The 17,757-nt window shown below is 33.6% G+C and carries 27 protein-coding genes and 1 tRNA gene; 20 read left to right on the top strand and 8 right to left on the bottom strand.

What is annotated here, in order from left to right; genetic code table 11:
• Positions 1–7 precede the first annotated feature (7 nt).
• The 6 genes from C6989_RS10230 to C6989_RS05360 all read left to right on the top strand — a co-directional run bounded on the left by C6989_RS10230 (position 8) and on the right by C6989_RS05360 (position 3,549).
• Positions 8–139: a hypothetical protein gene (locus C6989_RS10230; RefSeq protein WP_255464650.1), complete on the top strand. Its 132-nt coding sequence runs from the start codon at positions 8–10 to the stop codon at positions 137–139.
• A 48-nt stretch (positions 140–187) separates the two neighbouring features.
• Positions 188–607: a hypothetical protein gene (locus C6989_RS05380; RefSeq protein ID WP_182126544.1), complete on the top strand. Its 420-nt coding sequence runs from the start codon at positions 188–190 to the stop codon at positions 605–607.
• A 57-nt stretch (positions 608–664) separates the two neighbouring features.
• Positions 665–1,204, top strand: coding sequence for an inorganic diphosphatase (locus tag C6989_RS05375; protein ID WP_148703051.1), 540 nt, complete (start codon positions 665–667; stop codon positions 1,202–1,204).
• A gap of 1 nt (position 1,205) precedes the next feature.
• Positions 1,206–1,463 carry a UBP-type zinc finger domain-containing protein gene (locus C6989_RS05370; protein WP_182126543.1) on the top strand — a complete coding sequence of 86 codons (258 nt, stop codon included), beginning with the start codon at positions 1,206–1,208 and terminating at the stop codon, positions 1,461–1,463.
• A gap of 31 nt (positions 1,464–1,494) precedes the next feature.
• Positions 1,495–1,707, top strand: a complete 213-nt coding sequence (locus C6989_RS05365) for a hypothetical protein (RefSeq protein WP_182126542.1) — start codon at positions 1,495–1,497, stop codon at positions 1,705–1,707.
• Between the two features lie 69 nt (positions 1,708–1,776).
• A complete protein-coding gene (locus C6989_RS05360) occupies positions 1,777–3,549 on the top strand; it encodes a M3 family oligoendopeptidase (protein ID WP_182126541.1) in 1,773 nt (590 codons plus the stop codon).
• Between the two features lie 115 nt (positions 3,550–3,664).
• Here the strand turns inward: C6989_RS05360 and C6989_RS05355 are convergent, their stop codons facing one another.
• The gene (locus C6989_RS05355; protein ID WP_148703047.1) at positions 3,665–4,237 is read right to left on the bottom strand and encodes a hypothetical protein; all 573 of its coding nucleotides are present in this window, start codon (positions 4,235–4,237) and stop codon (positions 3,665–3,667) included.
• Positions 4,238–4,385: 148 nt separating this feature from the next.
• On the opposite strand from C6989_RS05355, the gene C6989_RS05350 reads away from it, so the two are divergent.
• Positions 4,386–5,531: a hypothetical protein gene (locus C6989_RS05350; RefSeq protein ID WP_148703046.1), complete on the top strand. Its 1,146-nt coding sequence runs from the start codon at positions 4,386–4,388 to the stop codon at positions 5,529–5,531.
• Here the strand turns inward: C6989_RS05350 and C6989_RS05345 are convergent, their stop codons facing one another.
• Together C6989_RS05345 and C6989_RS05340 are read right to left on the bottom strand one after the other, a co-directional pair.
• Positions 5,532–6,083 (bottom strand): pyruvoyl-dependent arginine decarboxylase, encoded by a 552-nt coding sequence (locus C6989_RS05345; RefSeq protein ID WP_148703045.1) that lies wholly within the window; start codon positions 6,081–6,083, stop codon positions 5,532–5,534.
• A gap of 102 nt (positions 6,084–6,185) precedes the next feature.
• The gene (locus tag C6989_RS05340) at positions 6,186–6,416 is read right to left on the bottom strand and encodes a hypothetical protein (protein ID WP_255464649.1); all 231 of its coding nucleotides are present in this window, start codon (positions 6,414–6,416) and stop codon (positions 6,186–6,188) included.
• A 119-nt stretch (positions 6,417–6,535) separates the two neighbouring features.
• On the opposite strand from C6989_RS05340, the gene C6989_RS05335 reads away from it, so the two are divergent.
• The 7 genes from C6989_RS05335 to C6989_RS05305 all read left to right on the top strand — a co-directional run bounded on the left by C6989_RS05335 (position 6,536) and on the right by C6989_RS05305 (position 10,994).
• A tRNA-Thr gene (locus tag C6989_RS05335) sits at positions 6,536–6,610 on the top strand.
• Between the two features lie 62 nt (positions 6,611–6,672).
• Positions 6,673–7,470, top strand: a complete 798-nt coding sequence (locus C6989_RS05330) for a DsbA family protein (RefSeq protein ID WP_182126540.1) — start codon at positions 6,673–6,675, stop codon at positions 7,468–7,470.
• Between the two features lie 101 nt (positions 7,471–7,571).
• Positions 7,572–8,891: a DEAD/DEAH box helicase gene (locus tag C6989_RS05325; RefSeq protein WP_182126539.1), complete on the top strand. Its 1,320-nt coding sequence runs from the start codon at positions 7,572–7,574 to the stop codon at positions 8,889–8,891.
• Positions 8,892–8,939: 48 nt separating this feature from the next.
• A complete protein-coding gene (locus C6989_RS05320) occupies positions 8,940–9,173 on the top strand; it encodes an Lrp/AsnC ligand binding domain-containing protein (protein ID WP_148703042.1) in 234 nt (77 codons plus the stop codon).
• Between the two features lie 33 nt (positions 9,174–9,206).
• On the top strand, positions 9,207–9,497 hold the full coding sequence (locus C6989_RS05315; protein WP_148703036.1) for a 6,7-dimethyl-8-ribityllumazine synthase: 291 nt from the start codon (positions 9,207–9,209) through the stop codon (positions 9,495–9,497).
• Positions 9,494–10,183, top strand: a complete 690-nt coding sequence (locus C6989_RS05310; RefSeq protein ID WP_182126538.1) for a hypothetical protein — start codon at positions 9,494–9,496, stop codon at positions 10,181–10,183. Before C6989_RS05315 ends, C6989_RS05310 begins: the two co-directional genes overlap by 4 nt.
• 67 nt (positions 10,184–10,250) lie before the next feature.
• Complete coding sequence (locus C6989_RS05305) at positions 10,251–10,994, top strand: DUF3426 domain-containing protein (protein WP_237087734.1); 744 nt, start codon at positions 10,251–10,253, stop codon at positions 10,992–10,994.
• Here the strand turns inward: C6989_RS05305 and C6989_RS05300 are convergent.
• Complete coding sequence (locus C6989_RS05300; RefSeq protein ID WP_182126537.1) at positions 10,957–11,415, bottom strand: hypothetical protein; 459 nt, start codon at positions 11,413–11,415, stop codon at positions 10,957–10,959. The two genes, C6989_RS05305 and C6989_RS05300, sit on opposite strands and share 38 nt — an antisense overlap.
• A 71-nt stretch (positions 11,416–11,486) precedes the next feature.
• On the opposite strand from C6989_RS05300, the gene C6989_RS05295 reads away from it, so the two are divergent.
• Positions 11,487–11,810 carry a hypothetical protein gene (locus tag C6989_RS05295; RefSeq protein ID WP_148703032.1) on the top strand — a complete coding sequence of 108 codons (324 nt, stop codon included), beginning with the start codon at positions 11,487–11,489 and terminating at the stop codon, positions 11,808–11,810.
• A gap of 187 nt (positions 11,811–11,997) precedes the next feature.
• On the top strand, positions 11,998–12,318 hold the full coding sequence (locus tag C6989_RS05290) for a hypothetical protein (RefSeq protein WP_182126536.1): 321 nt from the start codon (positions 11,998–12,000) through the stop codon (positions 12,316–12,318).
• Here the strand turns inward: C6989_RS05290 and C6989_RS05285 are convergent.
• Together C6989_RS05285 and C6989_RS05280 are read right to left on the bottom strand one after the other, a co-directional pair.
• Positions 12,315–14,342, bottom strand: coding sequence for a thioredoxin domain-containing protein (locus tag C6989_RS05285; protein ID WP_182126535.1), 2,028 nt, complete (start codon positions 14,340–14,342; stop codon positions 12,315–12,317). The genes C6989_RS05290 and C6989_RS05285 overlap by 4 nt on opposite strands.
• A 38-nt stretch (positions 14,343–14,380) precedes the next feature.
• Positions 14,381–14,614: a hypothetical protein gene (locus tag C6989_RS05280; RefSeq protein ID WP_148703029.1), complete on the bottom strand. Its 234-nt coding sequence runs from the start codon at positions 14,612–14,614 to the stop codon at positions 14,381–14,383.
• A gap of 78 nt (positions 14,615–14,692) precedes the next feature.
• Between C6989_RS05280 and C6989_RS05275 the strand changes: the two genes are divergently transcribed.
• Genes C6989_RS05275 through C6989_RS05265 form a run of 3 tightly spaced genes read left to right on the top strand, consistent with a single transcriptional unit; the run spans position 14,693 to position 16,178 of the window.
• Entirely contained in the window at positions 14,693–15,727 is a 1,035-nt protein-coding gene (locus tag C6989_RS05275) for an alcohol dehydrogenase catalytic domain-containing protein (protein WP_182126534.1), read from the top strand.
• A gap of 32 nt (positions 15,728–15,759) precedes the next feature.
• Complete coding sequence (locus C6989_RS05270; RefSeq protein WP_182126533.1) at positions 15,760–15,912, top strand: hypothetical protein; 153 nt, start codon at positions 15,760–15,762, stop codon at positions 15,910–15,912.
• A gap of 32 nt (positions 15,913–15,944) precedes the next feature.
• Positions 15,945–16,178 carry a hypothetical protein gene (locus C6989_RS05265; RefSeq protein ID WP_148703027.1) on the top strand — a complete coding sequence of 78 codons (234 nt, stop codon included), beginning with the start codon at positions 15,945–15,947 and terminating at the stop codon, positions 16,176–16,178.
• Here C6989_RS05265 and C6989_RS05260 read toward each other — a convergent pair.
• Positions 16,168–16,659, bottom strand: a complete 492-nt coding sequence (locus C6989_RS05260; protein ID WP_182126532.1) for a hypothetical protein — start codon at positions 16,657–16,659, stop codon at positions 16,168–16,170. The genes C6989_RS05265 and C6989_RS05260 overlap by 11 nt on opposite strands.
• A 120-nt stretch (positions 16,660–16,779) precedes the next feature.
• Between C6989_RS05260 and C6989_RS05255 the strand changes: the two genes are divergently transcribed.
• Entirely contained in the window at positions 16,780–17,028 is a 249-nt protein-coding gene (locus C6989_RS05255) for a hypothetical protein (protein ID WP_148703025.1), read from the top strand.
• A gap of 3 nt (positions 17,029–17,031) precedes the next feature.
• Here C6989_RS05255 and C6989_RS05250 read toward each other — a convergent pair whose 3' ends face one another.
• Positions 17,032–17,718 (bottom strand): hypothetical protein, encoded by a 687-nt coding sequence (locus C6989_RS05250; protein ID WP_148703024.1) that lies wholly within the window; start codon positions 17,716–17,718, stop codon positions 17,032–17,034.
• Positions 17,719–17,757: the final 39 nt, after the last annotated feature.

Genomic DNA, 17,757 nt, shown 5'->3' with positions numbered 1-17,757 from the left:
GAAAGATATGAAGGCACGATTTCCGGGAAAATGCATAGAGTGTGGAGAAGCAATAAAAGTAGGAAAAGAGATTCTAAAAAATTCCAAAGAGCAATGGGTTCACAAGGCATGCTCTGACTTGGAAGATGAATTACCGTAGGACAAATTTGTAATAAATTTTTTAAGTAACTTTGGAAAATATTCACTTATGAGAACAAAGTCAAGTATTTTTCTAGCAGTTATTGCATCTTTTGCAGTTCTGATGTTTCCATCAGAAATAATTGCAGAAACTTCCGAGTCTACAACAATTACACCTATCAATGAAGAGATAAGCCTCAAAAAGACAGTTACAACAATGATTGTTCCAGAAGATAACACATTACCATGGGGATTTGTTACAGGTAGTCCTTCAGAATATGTCGAGAGACATCCAGTAATCATTCAATTCTTTGACGAAGCAGATGATTTGGTGCATGTTGCTCAAGTAGATGTTAAAGGAGACGGCTCTTATGAATACAAGTTTAGAGTTTCTAGCACTGATGAAAATGGAGATGTGCAAAAAGCCTTTGAGGGAGAGTACACTGTAATGGTGTACAGAGTCATTCCTAATCAAAATCAGCTAGTCTAAACTTTCTTTATTTTTTCACAGAATTCATATACTATTCAAGAAAATGCTAGCTAGAAAATGAGTAAAAATTTTTGGCACGATATAGAATCAGGTGCAGACATTCCAGAAATTATCAATGTAGTAGTAGAGATTCCTAAAGGTTCTATGAACAAGTATGAGTACGATAAAAAACACAACATGATAAAACTAGATAGAGTATTATTTTCACCATTTCATTATCCAGGAGATTATGGACTTGTTCCTCAAACGCTTTCAGAAGACGGAGACCCACTAGATGCGTTGGTGCTGGTCACAAATCCAACATATCCAGGGATTTTAATTGAAGCAAGACCAATAGGTCTACTTCAAATGAAGGATGCAGGGGACTTGGATGACAAAATTATTTGTGTCTCAACAAATGATCCTAGGTATTTACATACTACAGATATTTCAGATATTGAAGATCATTATCGCTCAGAGATTGCTCATTTTTTCCAAGTGTATAAAGACTTGGAAGGAAAAAAAGTTGAAATTCTAGGATGGCAATCAGCAAAAGAAGCAAAAAGCATCATTGTTGAATCAATTAAAAGATACAAAAATACTTTGAAAAAATACTAAGATGTCAAAAGAGTGTAATCATTTTTTAGAAGAAAAAAAAGGAATTACCCCCAACACAAAAAGCTGTGAAGAATGCGAAAAAGAGCATCTTCCAGTTGTTGCAATTCGAATGTGTTTAACATGCGGTCATGTTGGATGTTGTGATTCATCTATTGGAAAACATGCTACAAAACATTTTGAGGAGACAGGTCATCCGGTAATGAAAGCAATTCCAGGAGACATTTGGAAGTGGTGTTATCATCACAAAGAATACTATTGATTTTTTTAACGCATTAGAAGACACTTGTTAGTTGAATAGAGAAAAATTTCATTGGACTTTATGGATAGGTATAGGGTTTTTAATAGCTGGTGGAATCAGCCTAGGAATTTTGTTGTCAGGGGAAGGCCCACCTAAATTTATCGAAGAGACTTCAGCATATAGTTATGCCTGGATAATTTTTGGTATTAGCCTAGTATCATACTCAATAATTAAAAGAATTTTAAAATCAATGAAAAACAGGTGAGGACTACTAAATGTGGACAAAGATGTTATCATATTGATTTTTTAATAGTCAGAAAATTACGACTAGTAGATGTCTCAGTACCAACTAGGAATGTGGGATCTCTCTGAATTAGCAAAGAATCCAAAAAGTCCAGCATTTCAAAAGCAAATTCGAGAGTTAGAGAATCAAGCTAGAAAATTTGAAAAAATTAAATCAAAATTAGATCCAAAAATGTCTTCTAAAAAATTCATGGAGATACTAAAGCAAGTAGAAGAAATTTCTGAAAAAATGAGCAAGATCGGAGGATATGCATCTTTATCATACTCTTCTGACACCCAATCAGATGAAGCAACATCATTAATGACTAGAATGTCAAAATTAGGATCAGAGATTTCAAACAAGATTCTCTTTTTTGATCTATGGTGGAAAATACAAGTTGATGAAAAAAATGCAAAGAGATTGATTAAAGATGCAGGAGAGATTTCAGAATACTTGGCCCATAAAAGACTAATTGCAAAATACTCACTTAGCGAACCAGAAGAGAGAATTATCAACACACTGGATGTAACAGGGATTTCTGCACTTGTAAAATTGTATGACAAAATAACTAACTCATTTGAATATCAGATGAAAGTTGGAAACAAAACAAAAAAGATGACAAGAGAAGAACTTACAAATTATGTAAGAGACACAAATCCAAAAATTCGAGAGACAGCTTACAAAACAATTCTTGGAAAATACAATCAAAATAAGGGAGTTGTTGGAGAGATTTACCAAAATATTGTACTCAATTGGAAAGACGAAGGTATTGAAATTCGAGGCTACAAGACACCAATTTCAATGAGAAATATTGGAAATGACGTTGATGATAAAACTATAGAATCTCTTCTTTTAGTATGTAAAAAAAATGCGCCTGTCTTTCAAAAATTCTTTGTGCAAAAGGCAAAGATGCTAAAAATGAAAAAACTCAGAAGATATGACATTTATGCACCAGCTGCTGCCAACATTAAAGAAAAAAATTATTCGTACAATAAATCTGTAAATTTAGTTTTTGAGTCACTTGGAAAATTTAGTAGTACGTTAGAAGATTTTGCAAGAAAGGTTTTCAATGAAAATCATATAGATTCAGCTGTAAGACAAGGAAAAAGAGACGGGGCATTTTGTAGCACACTAACACCAAAAATTACCCCATATGTTTTGGTAAATTTTACAGGAAAATCAAGAGATGTCTTCACTTTAGCACACGAGTTAGGCCATGCAGTTCACAGTCAAGCAGCACAAAATAGATCAATTCTGGTTCAAGATGCACCATTACCACTGGCCGAAACTGCATCTACGTTTTCAGAATTATTGCTGTATGACAATATTTCAGATAAAATTTCAGATGATGAAAAGAAGATAATGTTATCTGAAAAGATTGATGATTTGTATGCAACAATTCTACGGCAGTCTTTTTTCACGATTTTTGAGGTAGATGCTCACAAACAGATTGCAGAAGGAACAACAATAGATGAAATTTCAAAAACATATCTAAAAAACTTGAAACAACAGTTTGGTAGTTCGGTTGAGATCTCAGATGATTTTGCAATCGAGTGGAGTTGCATACCACACTTTTACCACACGCCATTTTACTGCTATGCATATTCATTTGGAAACCTGCTTGCATTGTCATTATTTCAAAGATACAAAAAAGAGGGGAGTGATTTTGTTTCATCATATATTGACATTCTTGCAGCAGGAGGTTCAAAAAAGCCAGAAAGACTTCTTGCTGAACATGGCCTTGATATAAGATCCCCTAAATTTTGGCAAGAAGGTTTTGATTATGTTAATGAGCAAGTCAAAACGCTATCATCATTAAATTAGATTTTTAATAAATGGGGCTGACAGTCCAACGCAAGGACTGCCAGCTTTGTTCCCCGAACGGTTTGAATTCGATGTCAAAACCACATCACAGATTATCTGATTTAAACGTTTGAAATTATTTCAAGTCTAATTTTTTAGGTTTTACCTTTCGAATGGTTCCACCCAAAATTCCTATTGTCAATCCAAGTTGGTATAGAAAATACAATAAAACCTCAAATGTACTTGGAGTAAGATCTGTGAATCTACTAATTCCAGTAAGTACTAACAAAAGAGAACTGAAAAAGAATACAAATAATTTTACAACTCCATGCATGTTTGTAAATTTCAAAATGACAAAAGTCATTACAGTTACAGAAATTGCAAGTACTGTCAGAAATCCAGTATTCATTCCAAAAATAAGAAACAAGGTTGATGCAAGTTCACCAGGGTTACCAGCAACAATATTAGATAGTTCAATTTTTTCAGGAGAGGCAAAGCGAGGAACACTAAGAATAGCATTTACCAAAAACAAAACAAACAACGTAATTGATACTGTTTTTAGGTGATTTTGTAAACGCGGAAATCTTACAAGAATTGCACGCCCCAAAATTAGTCCTTGAAACAATCCAATCCCAAATGCACCAATTACTGCAATTATAGAGAAAATTGGATCTTCAAATATATCAACAAGAAAGGAGATTAGGGCCAATATTAGTTATAATTTTATACAAAACAGGATATTAGTTAGTCGATGACAAATTTTTGTAAAAAAATAAAAAAAATTCATCAAAAAATCATTTAGAAAATATACAAAAATAGAGTAAAGTTAATAATTTCATTATTAGAGGGAACAACCAATGCAGAAATTACTTTGGATTTTAATATCAATTGCATTTGTAGGAATTTCAACGAATTTTGCATATTCACAGGAAATGGGACTGGCAACATTTCAAGAGACCGCACAAATAATTGTAGACAGAAGCATATCACAAAATGTCACTGCATCAATAACCCTGCAGAGTACAAGCATTCAGGAAATTAGAATTCCAGCAGAGTTAGAACAAAAAATTAGAGAGGATGAAAGGATAAAGGCAATAATTGTAACAAATCAAGAGCAATGTGTCTTAGGCGTATTTGATGAATCATGTATAATGATAAACGTGTTAAGAGATCCATCAGCAAAGGGAATTTTTGAGATTCAAGATGCTGCAAGAGAGGTTGCCGATACATACATTGATGAGATAAATCAAGTCTTTGATACGGATGCCCAATTCCATTCTGTTTTTTTGCATACAGATGATGAATCCAACAAGGCACTTGAGACATCAGGAATTATTTCAGGAAGGGGCATGATTTCAGCAGTATACACAATGCCACCAGAAGATACAGACTCGATGTATGAAAAAATATCAGCAATTCTTATTCCAAAAATTATTAGAGATGGGGGAGGATTCTACGAAATTGCAGAAAAACTATCATCAGAAGAAAATGCAAAAATGACATTTTCAGTGATACCTTTAGAATCAAAATCACTTTTACAGTTAAAATTATCAGTTGATTATCCAGGTAAAGCAGCAACAATTTCAGAAATTAGTCCTTTGGATTTGCTAAAAGTAGACAAAATTAACAGATCAAATTATTTTTCTGCTGGATTTTATCCACTTAATTCAATTATTCAAGTAGTCATATTATCACCTGAAAATGAAATCATTTCAAATATCAAAGGAAATATTGTTCCAACTCAAGTGGCAGATGGTGAGAAAATTCCAACAGATATCTCAAAAGAGGGATGGGTTTTTGATCCTCAAGAAGGGCAAAGAATTCAAGGAAAATATATTTTCGGAGAACAGACTTCAGTCAACAAGGAGAATCTGAAATTTTCATTAGGTGATGTGCAACCAACTCCATCAGAATCATCAATGGAATCAATTATAGTTGTAATAATTATTTCAATAGTTGCAATTGCAGCTGCTTTATTCTATCTTAAAGGATATAGAAAATAGTTACAACAAAAGTACTGCTGCAGCAAAGACAGTAGTCCACTTTCCGTCCTTATCTCCACGTGTTGACTGAGTGATGTTGTGAGTATTATAAATTTCTCCAGATATTTTCCACTGTTGTCTTTTTTCATCCCAGTTTTTATCAACATCAAATGGAATTCCCAATGATGAAGCTAACATTTGCGCTGCAATATCTTCAGCATAGTCGCCAGCCTGAGTCTCATTTTGACCAAATGATTCGTATTCAGAAAGATACCCGTATCTCTTGGTATCTTTTGGTTGTGCAAGCCCTACAGATGCAGCACACATTCTATGTGGTTCGTTTGTTTGGTTCTTTGAATATATTGTAAACAGAATTTGCCCTGGTTTGATTTGTTTTAGTCCTTCTTTTCTGGAGATTAGTTTTGCTTTTGGTGGAAAAATACTAGAAATTAAAACAAGATTGGTTCCTGCAATTCCTGCATCTCTCAAGGCATATTCAAAACTAGTCAGCCTATCTTCATGTATGCCTTTTCCTTTTGTAAGAAATAATTTCTTTGCAACTAAATCCAGCATTTCTGAATTTTAGAAAATGGAATATTATTTAACTTTAATCAATAGCTCAGAAAAATCTTCAAAATTAATTATCAGAGATTTTAAAAATATTAAATCTAAAAATCAATCTCGTTTCTTTTTCTTTTTTCTTTTGTCAGGAGCTTTTTCTGCTTGGGTCAAAAGGATAAATGTAAAGAATGCCCCAAGACCCACATTAACTACACCCATAAAAGTAATAATCATCTTTGTTGAGGGCGGAGCAACAGGAGACAACCCAATTATAATACCAAGAATACCAGTTGCAAAGAACATCATCATCAGAACTTTGACTCTGGTTGGCTCAATGTATCTCATAACAGGTAACAAAAAATTGCATTATTATAAACTGACGGTTAGGAAAATTTCTTAAAAGATCCCTTCTAAAAAGAACACAGGTAACACTTTAAACCTTCAAAAATTTCATTTTACTTCGTGCCAATGTAGCTCAGCCTGGCTAGAGCATTCGCCTTGTAAGCGAAAGGTCATGGGTTCAGATCCCATCATTGGCTTTAAAATTTCAATTATAATTTGGCAATACGATTAAGTATGCTGGGTTTTGGAATGACTTTACATGAGTTTTGAAGACAATGAAATTAAACAAAAGGAGGTAATGCAAAATAAATCAAAATCATATGGCTCTATTATTGGATTAATTGTTGCAGTAGGGGTAGCAGCGTTTTTTGCAGGTATGTATGCTTCTAATATAAATTCAGATCAAATTTCACAGGAAGATCTAGATAATGCAATTGCAAATCTAGAACTCAAAATTCTACAAAATAAACTTCCTACAAACCAACCACCTTCACCTGTAAAAATTTCAGCAGATGGTGATCCATTTTTTGGGGATCCAGATGCCCCCATCACAATAATCGAATTTTCTGATTTTGAGTGTCCGTTTTGTGCAAGATTCCACATACAAACACTGCCATCACTTTTTGAAGAATATATAGATCAAGGAAAAGTCAAACTTGTTTACAGGGATTTCCCAATTCAAAGCATCCATGCAAATGCTTTACCTGCAGCTGTTGCAGCAAATTGTGCAAATGATCAAGGTAAATTCAAAGAAATGCATGATATGATATTTGAGAATCAAAATGAATGGAACAAACAAGAAACAACCGATGCGCTAATCACATTTAGTAAATATGCTACAGAGATAAAATTAGAACAAAATACATTTGATTCATGTTTAACATCTGGAAAACATATTGATGAAATTAGAAAAGATCTTCAAGATGGAAGAGATTACGGAGTTTCAGGAACCCCAGGATTCTTTGTAGGAAATGACGAGATAGGTTATGTGGAATTAAAGGGAGCGCAACCCTTTGAAAGTTTCAAAAAAGTTATTGATGCACAACTAGAGGCATAAAAATAACAAGCGTTTATTAGACCTAAACTGTGACTTTACGCATCGGAATAATGACGTCAAAGCAATGAGCTTTTCGTCATTGCTTAAGAGAAGAAAATAAAATGACAAAATTTCAAGAATTAGGATTAAAAGAAGAGATACTAAAAGGGATCACCGATCTTGGGTTTGATGATGCATTTCCAATTCAAGAAGCAGTAATCCCAGTATTACTTACAGGAAGAGATGTTGTAGGACAAGCACATACAGGTTCTGGAAAAACTGCAGCATTTGCATTATCAATGCTACAAGAGATTCAACCAAAAAATGGTATTCAAGGTTTGATCATGGCACCAACAAGAGAACTTGCCATGCAGATTACAGATGAGATAAAGAAATTTGGAAAATATACAGGAATCAGAGTTGCAACAGTTTATGGAGGACAAGGAATGGGGCTTCAATTAGATGCTCTTGAAAGGGGGGTAGAAATTGTTGTTGCAACTCCAGGCAGACTGATTGATCATCTCAAAAGAGGTTCGATAGAACTTAGAGATGTCACCCATATTGTTCTTGATGAAGCAGATACAATGTTAGACATGGGATTTGTTGACGATATTTCATTTATTTTAGATTTAGCACCAGAAGACAGAGTCATGTCATTGTTTTCAGCAACAATGCCAACTGAGATTCTCAGATTATCTGAAGAATACTTGAAAAACCCAAAACAATTCTTGCTGGATGCAGATGACCTTAGTGGAGAAGGTATTGACCAATCTTATCTAGTCATTAAAGACAGAGACAAATTCAAGTATCTAATTGATTTTATCAAACCGATAAAGGGTCAATCTATTGTGTTTTGTTCAACAAAATATAGAACCAGAGATGTTGCTAAATTCTTACATCAAGAAAAATTTGATGCAGTTGCAATAGAAGGAGACATGTCACAACACAGAAGAGAGCAATCCATGGGAAAATTTCGTAGCGGTAAGGCAGATATTCTTGTAGCAACTGATGTTGCATCAAGAGGAATTGACGTTCCAAGAGTAGAATTAGTAATCAATTATGATGTTCCAAACCAAGAAATGGCATATTTCCACAGAATCGGAAGGACTGCAAGAGCAGGTGCAAAAGGTAAAGCAATTACATTTGTTTCGTATTCTTCAGTAGGAGATTGGAATTTAATTAAGCGTCAAATCAAAGTTCCCATCAAAGATTTGAATGAAGAGATGGGAATTGAAATTGCGATTCCAGATCCATTAAAAAGACAAATGCCATCAAGAAGATATGGAGGTCAATCAAGATCAAACTATTCAAGAGGAGGTCGCTCCGGAGGATACAGTAGATCAGGTGGCAGACGAGATTCTAGAGATGACAGAGGTGGAAGAAGAAGATTCAATGACAGAGGGGGCAGTCGAAATAGTTACGGTGGCCGCAGTAGATGGTAACTGTAATACTTAAAGACCTGAACTACGTAATTATTTTAAGGTAAAGTAATGCATAAAGGATTCATTTTATTAAATTGTGATCTGGGGGCCGAAGAATACATTGCAGATGAATTAAATCAGATGCAAGATGTAAGCAATGCATACCTAACTTTTGGGGCATATGATGTAATTGCAGAAATAGAAACAGAGAATCAAGAAGGATTTGAAAAAGCAATTGCGACAATTAGAAAATTATCTAGAGTTGTGAGTACAATGACACTTAATGTAATTCGTCCCGAATAATTGTTATATGAGATAATTCAGGATTGTTTAAAATTGCAGAAAATTGATTACAAGGCACCAGTATGGGTTCTAAATTACAATAATCCTAAACCACTTTTAGACCATGCCATCCACATGCTAGAAAGACATGGAGTAAAACGAGAAGATATGGAAATAACAGAGACGCCAACTGCAAAAATAGGCTCAATTGTAGTAGAGATTTGGCCTTACGAATTAGTGATAGGACGGGTAAGATCAACTCGTAATGACTCTTTTATCAGTGGCACAGAATTTACGATTGAGTTAAAATTAGACGAAAATGGAAATTATGTAGACTATCTTTGAAAAAAAAGAAAATTCAAAATATCATAATTGGCATAATTGCAATTAGCATTATTGGTGCAATAGCAGGATACAATTATTCAGTTGAGCAGAATAAACAAAAAGGATTACAATTTGGAATAGAATTAGAACAAATTCAACAAGATGTAAAAGATTTACAAATTAAATTTTATTCTGAAAAAACAAAATGGGAAGAAGGAGACATAACAAAAGAAGAGTTGCTAGAGTTTTATGATAAACACTTGAAAGAATTCAAGGAAATAATTTCAAAATACGATGAACTTTCACCTCCAGAATTGTTTGAGAGTTCAGTAGAATTACTAAAGATTTCATCAGAAACACAACTATCAAGTGATTCAGAATATATCAAATGGATAGAAACAGGGGATGAATCAGCTAAAATAAGATCAGATACACAGTTCCAAGAGTCAGTTGAATATGAATTACAAGGTTTAGTGGAATTTTATTCAGCAAAAACAGGTATCAAAAATTATGATGAAGATGCAAAGTTTGAAGCCCCTCAAAGTGGATTGACACAAAAGGTCATCCAAGTAGCAGAAAATATGGCAAGTAAATGTGATGAAGAATTCAAAAATGATTTAGGAGAATTTGATTCAGATGAAACAGAAGTAGAGTGGTTTAACTGCATAAACGAGGCTAAAAAGTGGAAAATAGACCACCTTCCTTAGATAAAAATCAAAATCACAAAAACTACTTTAAAGAACTATACAAAGAATAGTTATGGAAAAAATTCTCATGACTGGGATTATTTTTGCAAGTATAATACCACTAGCGTTTGCAGATGTCTACATACAAAATGACCAGCAATACATTGGAGATGATGGTTCATTTCACATAGTAGGAGAAATTGTAAATAATTTAGAAGTGCCTCTAAATCAAATTAACGTACAAATTTCTTTGTTTGATGAAAACCAGAAGATAATTCAAAAAAAGGAGACAAAGTCGTTGGTAAATACAGTAATGCCAGGAATGAAAGGGCCATTTGATCTGATTTTAACAAACAATGAAGCAAAAAATACGAAGTCCTATTCTTTGGAATTAGACTATGAGATTAGCCATCCAAAAAGTCAGGTCATCGACATTACTGAATCAAAGCTAACAAGGGACAATCATAATAATATCATGATTACGGGAATTGTTGCAAATAATGGAGAGATTACAGCAAACACAATTTCTGTGATTGCAACACTTTATGACAAACAGGGAAATGTTGTTGCAGTATCAAAAGTTAATCCCGAACCAGATTATCTACGAGCAGAAGATAGTGCATTCTTTTTATTATCAGTTCCAGACAAAATTCAAACTAACGGAATCAATGATTATACATTGATTGCAGAATCTGAAGAATATGCAGCAGTGCCAGAGTTTCCTATAGGTACAGTTATTTTGTTAATTCTTACATTATCAGCATATATTGGAATTACCAGATATTCAGGCAGAATTATAACAAACCTTTTTTCTGCAACAAATCTAAAGTAGGGAAGAGTTCTTTGATTAATTCCTCTTTTTTGAGAGGAGTTGGTTGTGAGAACAAAATTGGAAAAGTTATAGTAAGCATATCTTGATCAGTATGAGATATTCTGACGGAATGAAATTTACAGTTTAGTTCAGATAAAGTAGCATTCCATTTTTGTAAATGCTGATTCACTCTATCGACATTTTCTTGAACATTTGAAAGACTAGTATCTAAATCTCTATCAAACAATCCAAATTTTACAAAAGGAACCATCATCATGCCTCTGCAAATCTTGTCATGGTTTTTTAGCATTGTTGAAATTATTTGTTCAGAATTTTCTTTTGGAAAAATATCACCATAGTCAGGATCGAAATATCCAGCAATCAATTTTTTAGAATCGTATATGCGAAAATATTCTTCATCTAGTTCTAGCTTCCACAACATCTAAAAATTAATCCATGAATAAATAAACGATTAACCAACGACAGTTAAATAAACAGGAGATAAAGAATAGCATGGCAATCTCAAAAGAGAACAGAGATTTCATTGACAGCCTAATTGATTACTACATTAGTGAATCAGAAGCATATACACAGATTGCAGAAAATTTTGTTCCCGAAGTAGAATCTATACCAGATACATCTTTTGGAATCATCACAGGGTGCGTATACTCGGGATTTCTACAAGCATATCAAAACCAACAACAGACACCAAGTTTGGAAGACATGAGGGAATTTAACGAGATTATGAAAAATCGAGCTGCATTAATAAAAAAGGCAATAATTGAGCCCAAAAAAGCAGAAACTAGTGAAGAAGAGTCATTAAAAGATGAAGATTAAGGATTATAAAAAAATATTTTAAAAAAACAATACAATTTAATTCTGAGTACTAATTGCAGAAATATGAAAGTAGATGGGAGTAAGTTAATTTTTTGGGTAGGCACAGCTTCGGCAGTAATTACGGCAGTTGTAGCACTATATTTTTCAATTCGTTAAAGATAAATCACAAAGAAAATCTAGCAATGTGTTGTCAGCAACAAATGAATTTAGAATCACACAGATAGTAGATAATGGTCAAGTAGTACAGTTAACATTAATTGAGAATGTTTCAACTGAACCAATATCACAAAAACAAATGATCATTGAAAATGTTTCAAAAAAGCTTGATTCAGAAACAAAAGAGCAAGTAATGCCATTGTTAGAAGCAATATTACAAGCACAACCAACTGTGAATATCAAATCGTATCAACAGACCCAAATCACAATTGCAATGCCAAAATCAAGATATGAAGGAATGGGAAGACCTCAAGTCGGAAATACAATTGAAGTGAATTTGCAAAAAATCTAAAGATGTGAATTTATCTCATCAATTGTGTGCAGTGGTAATGAACAAGTAAAGTTTTTGCAAACAAATACAGAAGTTTCATCCTCAAAAGATTTTCCAGCAAAGAAAGGATATTGAGATAGTGCAGATAATTGGTTAGAATTTGGTATTGCAACAATAATAGAATTTGGTAAATATTCTAAAAGAATTGATTGGTACAATTGAGAATTTTCAGTGTTAATAATTGTGATTTCAACTGGTTTTTCTAAATAAATAGAAAGTGTGTTTAGTAAATATCCAAATCCAAATGGGTTTTCAGCAGCCATTTGTGCCTGAGATTCCAAAATCTTTGTAGTAATTTCTAAGAATTTTTGTTCTTGAGACAGATGGTATAATCGCAACATAACAAATGCAGAAACAGAATTTCCAGAGGGCAAAGACAAGTCATAATTACTCTTTGGTCGAATGATTAGTTTTTCATGGTTATCAGATGTCATAAAGAAGCTATTGTTTTCGGGATCCCAAAAGTGATTCACTAAATGATGGCCTAATTTGATAGAAAGTTTCAGATATTTTGGGTCAGGATCAATTTCAAATACATCCAAAAGACAATTAACAAAATAAGAATAATCTTCTAGGTAACCATCAATTTTTGCAGTTTTGTTTTTGTATGTTCTTAGTAACTTGTCTCCTGAAAACATGTTATTTTCAATAAATGAAATACAAGTTTTTGCAGCATCAAGGTATCTAGAATCGTTTGTTACACGATATCCTTTTGCAAATGCGGTAATCATTAAAGAGTTCCACGAAACAAGGATTTTGTCATCTAAACCAGGGACAGTTCGCTTGGAACGTACATCAAGTAATTTTTTAGAACATGATTGAAGAATTTCCCTAACCTTTTCTTCGGTAGTTCCAAAATTAAAAGCAACCGTAGAAATGTTCAAGTTATTACACAAAATATTATTCCCTTCCCAGTTTCCACCGTCAGTGACATCATAATAAAGGCAAAAAATATCTGCATCATCACCAAGAATTTCTTTAATTTCACTTTTCTTCCATACATAGAATTTTCCTTCTACGCCTTCAGAGTCTGCATCATATGCAGAATAAAATCCACCTTCAGGAGAAGTCATTTCACGCAATACAAAATCCAAAGTTTTTTTCAAAACATCTAGATAAAATGGATCCTTTGTGATTTGATATGCTTCGGCATAATTTACAGGAATTAAGGCATTGTCATAAAGCATCTTTTCAAAATGAGGTACAAGCCATTTTGTATCAGTAGCATACCTATGAAAACCACCCCCAATTTGATCAAATATTCCTCCATTTGCCATTTTTTTGAGAGTTTTGAGCCCAAATTCTGTAAATTTGGATAACCCAGACAGTTTTGCATAACGAAACAAGAATGAAACATTTGCAGCGTTTGGAAATTTTGGTGCAGACCCAAATCCCCCATATGTAGAATCTCCTAATTGGAATAGATTCATTGCGGCCTCATCAAGAATGGTTCTCTCTAATTTTGAAGGGAGTGAAACTTTTTCAGTTTTATTTAGTGCATCAAGAAAATTGTCAGCGGATTTTTCAATATCTTTTGGTTTTTCTTTCCAAGCTTGTGCAAGTTGTCTGCAAATGCTTCCAAATCCAGGACGACCATATGAATCCAATACAGGAAAATATGTCCCAACGTAAAATGGCTTTTGATCAGGAGTTAGAAAAATACTCAAAGGCCATCCTCCCTGACCAGTTGCAATCTGACAAACTTTTTGATAAATATCATCAATGTCCGGACGTTCTTCTCTATCTACCTTTATGTTTACAAAATTCTCATTCATAAATTGTGCAACTTCTTCATTTTCAAATGATTCATGAGCCATAACGTGGCACCAATGACAAGAGCTATAACCAATACTAAGAAAGATGGGTTTGTTCTCATCTTTGGCTTTTTTTAATGCATCATCATTCCAACCATACCAATCAACAGGATTACGGGCATGTTGAAGAAGATAAGGACTGGTTTCATGAATTAAATTATTTTCTACCACGGTTTTTCAGATTTGTTTTGATATTTGTAGTTAATTGGTCAACCCCAAATTCCTCTTCCTTCTGTTAATTCATAAATTCTGACATTAATTTTTCCCAATAGTTTTACTTTGGATTTATGGGCTTTTTTATCATGGCTGTAATCTTTCTTTTCAACTAATTCTTGTAATCGTTTAAGTTGTTCAAGAGTAAGTTCTTTGAATTCATTTTTTGAACTTGACACAAGACGAAGTAATTCTACTCTTTCCCTATCCTCATCACTGATTTTAGGCATAAAAATAGATAATTAATGTCCTTTATTTTTCTAATGAATAGAGCTAATCTTAAAATTCTTTAAAAAAATCAGAATTCTATGGATACAATGCGGGCGATGGTGCTTGAAAAGTGCGGAGTAATTGAGGAAAATCCTCTAAAATTAACCCAAATTGACAGACATGAGATTCAAAGACCAAATGAGATTTTATTAAAGATTGAAGCGTGTGGAGTTTGTCATTCACAACTTCATGGAATAGAAGGGGATTGGCAAGATATTGGTATTCCCCCACAACTACCAACAGTCCCAGGACATGAAGTTGTAGGCAAAGTAATAGAGATTGGAGAGAATGTTACAAAATTTAAAGTGGGGGACAGAGCAGGAATAACCCCATTATTAGAAGCATGTAGAAAATGCCAGTATTGTAAAGAAGGAAAAGAGTATCTTTGCGAATCATCAACAATTACGGGTGAATCCTTCAAAGGAGGGTATACTGAATACATTACAGTCACCGAAGATTTTGCAACAAAAGTTCCTGAAAATATGAAACCAGAATATGCGGCACCATTATTTTGTGCAGGAATCACAGCATACAAAGCAGTAAAAGCTGCAGAGCCTGAATCTCATAAAAAAATTGGAATTTTTGGAATTGGGGGAGTAGGACACATGGCAGTGCAATTTGCAAAGATAAAAGATTGCGATGTAATAGCAGTTTCAAGAACACAAAACCACCTTGATATTGCAAAAAGATTGGGCGCAATTGATGCCATGACATTTTCTGAAAATCAAGAGGGATTTTTAGAAAAATTAAAAGAGAAACATGGAATGCTTGATGCAGCAATTGTTTTTGCACCTGCAGATGTGGTTACAGATACTGCAATCAAGTCAGTAAAGAAAGGAGGACTAATTGTTATTGCAACAGTGGGCAAAAATCCTGCATTCATGGCATTTGAAGAAAAAACCATCAGGGGGACGTTGATTGGTTCAACTGCAGACATGGAAAAAGTAATCAAGGTATGTGATGAAGAAAATATTGAAGTTATTACAGAAATATTTCCTTTAGAGAAGGCAAATGAAGTTCTCAAAAAATTAAAAGATTCAAAAATTGAAGCTAGAGCAGTTTTAATCCCTTAGACAGTTAAATATCAAAACGGGGAGTTGTTGATATGAATTGTAAGAGATGTCACCATACAGATGAGGCACATATTCCAAATGATCAAAGCAATTCATTAATTAAAATGGGAAAATGTCAGATTCCCACATGTACTTGTCAGCAGTATTTGGATCCAATACAAGAAATTGATGAAGAGTTATTGTAACGATTCATATATCAAAATAATTTCAAATACTCATGGAAAAACACAAACCATCTGACGAGATGATAAAAGAATTAGACAATTTATTATCAAAAATTAATGCCATGGAAATTGTTGCGTCAGATGACTTTCAAAAAAATTCGATCAAAATCATGAGAGCACTAGTTGAAGGTCAAATTCACTCAATTAACGAGTTTGGGCACTTGAAAAAAGCAATTGATTTGTTAACACTTCAACTGTTTGATGTTCAAAATAAAGTCAAGAGTTAAGTTTGGTGTCACTAATTCCACAGCTGCTGCACCTATACAGTGTAGACTTTTCTAAGAATTGTTCTGCTTTCATGTCAGAGCCACAACAAGGGCAAGAAAATTTTTCAGCAGAGTCTTTTGATTTCCTTACAACATAATCAGGTTGTGGTTCAACAATTTCGCCAGCATTACAAGGAGGGTTATAATGCATTTTGATCTTATTTAGAACGTTTTCTCGGTGCTCCCTACTTGCCTCAAACAAAGGCAATATTGCAAGATAAAGTAATTTTTCAGAGCCAGATTTTTCAATCCAGCATTTAAATCCTGAGTGCTGAACAAAAAATGATTTATCACTAGTCTTTTCACAGTCATCAACATAGAGAATATTGAATCTATCCTTATCTCTAGACATTACTAGAAACACCAATTTTTCCATAGGGGGTCCCCACTCATCAAGTGGAATAGGGCCTAGGAACTCATATTGTAGAATTTGAATGCTCAATGAGGATATTTTGTTGAACTATCTTTTCAGCTTTTCCAAAAAAATTACCTAGTGATATAAAATTGATCGCAAAATATGAACTTGAAAAGATTAAATTCAAGGGTAATTGATTTTTTGTAAATGAAAGATCCCCACAATCATGCACAAGTAGGATATGCCATGATTGCAGTTGCAGCTTCACTAGCAGTAATTGGAATAATGGGACTTTTTATGGCAGACGACGTGTTAATTGCAGACAATATGCAAAGAGCAAATACAGCACATTTTAACGAATGCAAGGCAAATGATTTCAAGACAAATGGTTGTGAAAAATACTGGGACAGAATTAACAATCCAATCTCAGGAATTTATGTAGATCTAGATGAATAATTTCTAAAATCCGTTTGAAAAGTCTTCTAACATGTTTTGGTTCTTTGTTAGTCTATTCATTGCAAAAAATGCACCACCAACAATTCCTGCTTGATAAAAAGTATACAAAAAGACACCTGACGAAGTAGGATCTGATTTTGTAAAGCTAAGAACTAACATTGTAAAGAAAATAAAAGTTCCAACTGAAGTTACCATTCTATTTAAGAATCCAGAATTCATGCCAACTATTCTTTTAGTAGCTGCTGCCATTAATGCAATACTGGTTATAATTAGAAATGTGGCACCGCCATTTGCAATAATAAAGCTGTTGAGCCAGGTTAGTAATCCATCTTCGAAAATTGAAACCTCTGGCATTATGCTACCTCCATTGATTGCAAAGTTTACAGAACTAAACATTCCACCAATTACAAAGAAAAACAAGAAAATTTTTACAATTGAACGTTTTAGAGGACTGCGTATTTCAGAAGGCTTTACTGCACGCTCGGTAATTTTTACACCATATAGAAAACCAACAGCCATTGCAGGGATGAACATTATATTGATAATAATTGGAGATTGTCGATTAATTTCATCAATTTGAGGATGAAAGATTAAGAATAATATTACTGCTAAAGATGCTGAGCCTCCAAATAGAATCAGACCCAGATATTTGTGCTCATTTGATTCATAAGAATTTGTCCAATTATACACTTGATTGAATCAAAAAAAAGTCATTAAAGATCAAATCCA

This window comes from Nitrosopumilus sp. b2 (genome assembly GCF_014078535.1).
In the GTDB taxonomy this organism is placed as follows: Archaea; Thermoproteota; Nitrososphaeria; order Nitrososphaerales; family Nitrosopumilaceae; genus Nitrosopumilus; species Nitrosopumilus piranensis.
Note: the sequence above shows the minus strand (reverse complement) of the source record. Positions and strands in the feature narration are given on the sequence as shown.

What these genes read in the sequence shown, in the direction of transcription:
- C6989_RS10230 (WP_255464650.1), top strand. Translation starts at nt 8, where the DNA reads ATGAAGGCACGATTTCCGGGAAAATGCATAGAGTGTGGAGAAGCAATA.
- C6989_RS05380 (WP_182126544.1), top strand. Translation starts at nt 188, where the DNA reads ATGAGAACAAAGTCAAGTATTTTTCTAGCAGTTATTGCATCTTTTGCA.
- C6989_RS05375 (WP_148703051.1), top strand. Translation starts at nt 665, where the DNA reads ATGAGTAAAAATTTTTGGCACGATATAGAATCAGGTGCAGACATTCCA.
- C6989_RS05370 (WP_182126543.1), top strand. Translation starts at nt 1,206, where the DNA reads ATGTCAAAAGAGTGTAATCATTTTTTAGAAGAAAAAAAAGGAATTACC.
- C6989_RS05360 (WP_182126541.1), top strand. Translation starts at nt 1,777, where the DNA reads ATGTCTCAGTACCAACTAGGAATGTGGGATCTCTCTGAATTAGCAAAG.
- C6989_RS05350 (WP_148703046.1), top strand. Translation starts at nt 4,386, where the DNA reads ATGCAGAAATTACTTTGGATTTTAATATCAATTGCATTTGTAGGAATT.
- C6989_RS05345 (WP_148703045.1), bottom strand. Translation starts at nt 6,083, where the DNA reads ATGCTGGATTTAGTTGCAAAGAAATTATTTCTTACAAAAGGAAAAGGC.
- C6989_RS05340 (WP_255464649.1), bottom strand. Translation starts at nt 6,416, where the DNA reads ATGAGATACATTGAGCCAACCAGAGTCAAAGTTCTGATGATGATGTTC.
- C6989_RS05330 (WP_182126540.1), top strand. Translation starts at nt 6,673, where the DNA reads ATGAGTTTTGAAGACAATGAAATTAAACAAAAGGAGGTAATGCAAAAT.
- C6989_RS05325 (WP_182126539.1), top strand. Translation starts at nt 7,572, where the DNA reads ATGACAAAATTTCAAGAATTAGGATTAAAAGAAGAGATACTAAAAGGG.
- C6989_RS05320 (WP_148703042.1), top strand. Translation starts at nt 8,940, where the DNA reads ATGCATAAAGGATTCATTTTATTAAATTGTGATCTGGGGGCCGAAGAA.
- C6989_RS05305 (WP_237087734.1), top strand. Translation starts at nt 10,251, where the DNA reads ATGACTGGGATTATTTTTGCAAGTATAATACCACTAGCGTTTGCAGAT.
- C6989_RS05300 (WP_182126537.1), bottom strand. Translation starts at nt 11,415, where the DNA reads ATGTTGTGGAAGCTAGAACTAGATGAAGAATATTTTCGCATATACGAT.
- C6989_RS05295 (WP_148703032.1), top strand. Translation starts at nt 11,487, where the DNA reads ATGGCAATCTCAAAAGAGAACAGAGATTTCATTGACAGCCTAATTGAT.
- C6989_RS05280 (WP_148703029.1), bottom strand. Translation starts at nt 14,614, where the DNA reads ATGCCTAAAATCAGTGATGAGGATAGGGAAAGAGTAGAATTACTTCGT.
- C6989_RS05275 (WP_182126534.1), top strand. Translation starts at nt 14,693, where the DNA reads ATGGATACAATGCGGGCGATGGTGCTTGAAAAGTGCGGAGTAATTGAG.
- C6989_RS05270 (WP_182126533.1), top strand. Translation starts at nt 15,760, where the DNA reads ATGAATTGTAAGAGATGTCACCATACAGATGAGGCACATATTCCAAAT.
- C6989_RS05265 (WP_148703027.1), top strand. Translation starts at nt 15,945, where the DNA reads ATGGAAAAACACAAACCATCTGACGAGATGATAAAAGAATTAGACAAT.
- C6989_RS05255 (WP_148703025.1), top strand. Translation starts at nt 16,780, where the DNA reads ATGAAAGATCCCCACAATCATGCACAAGTAGGATATGCCATGATTGCA.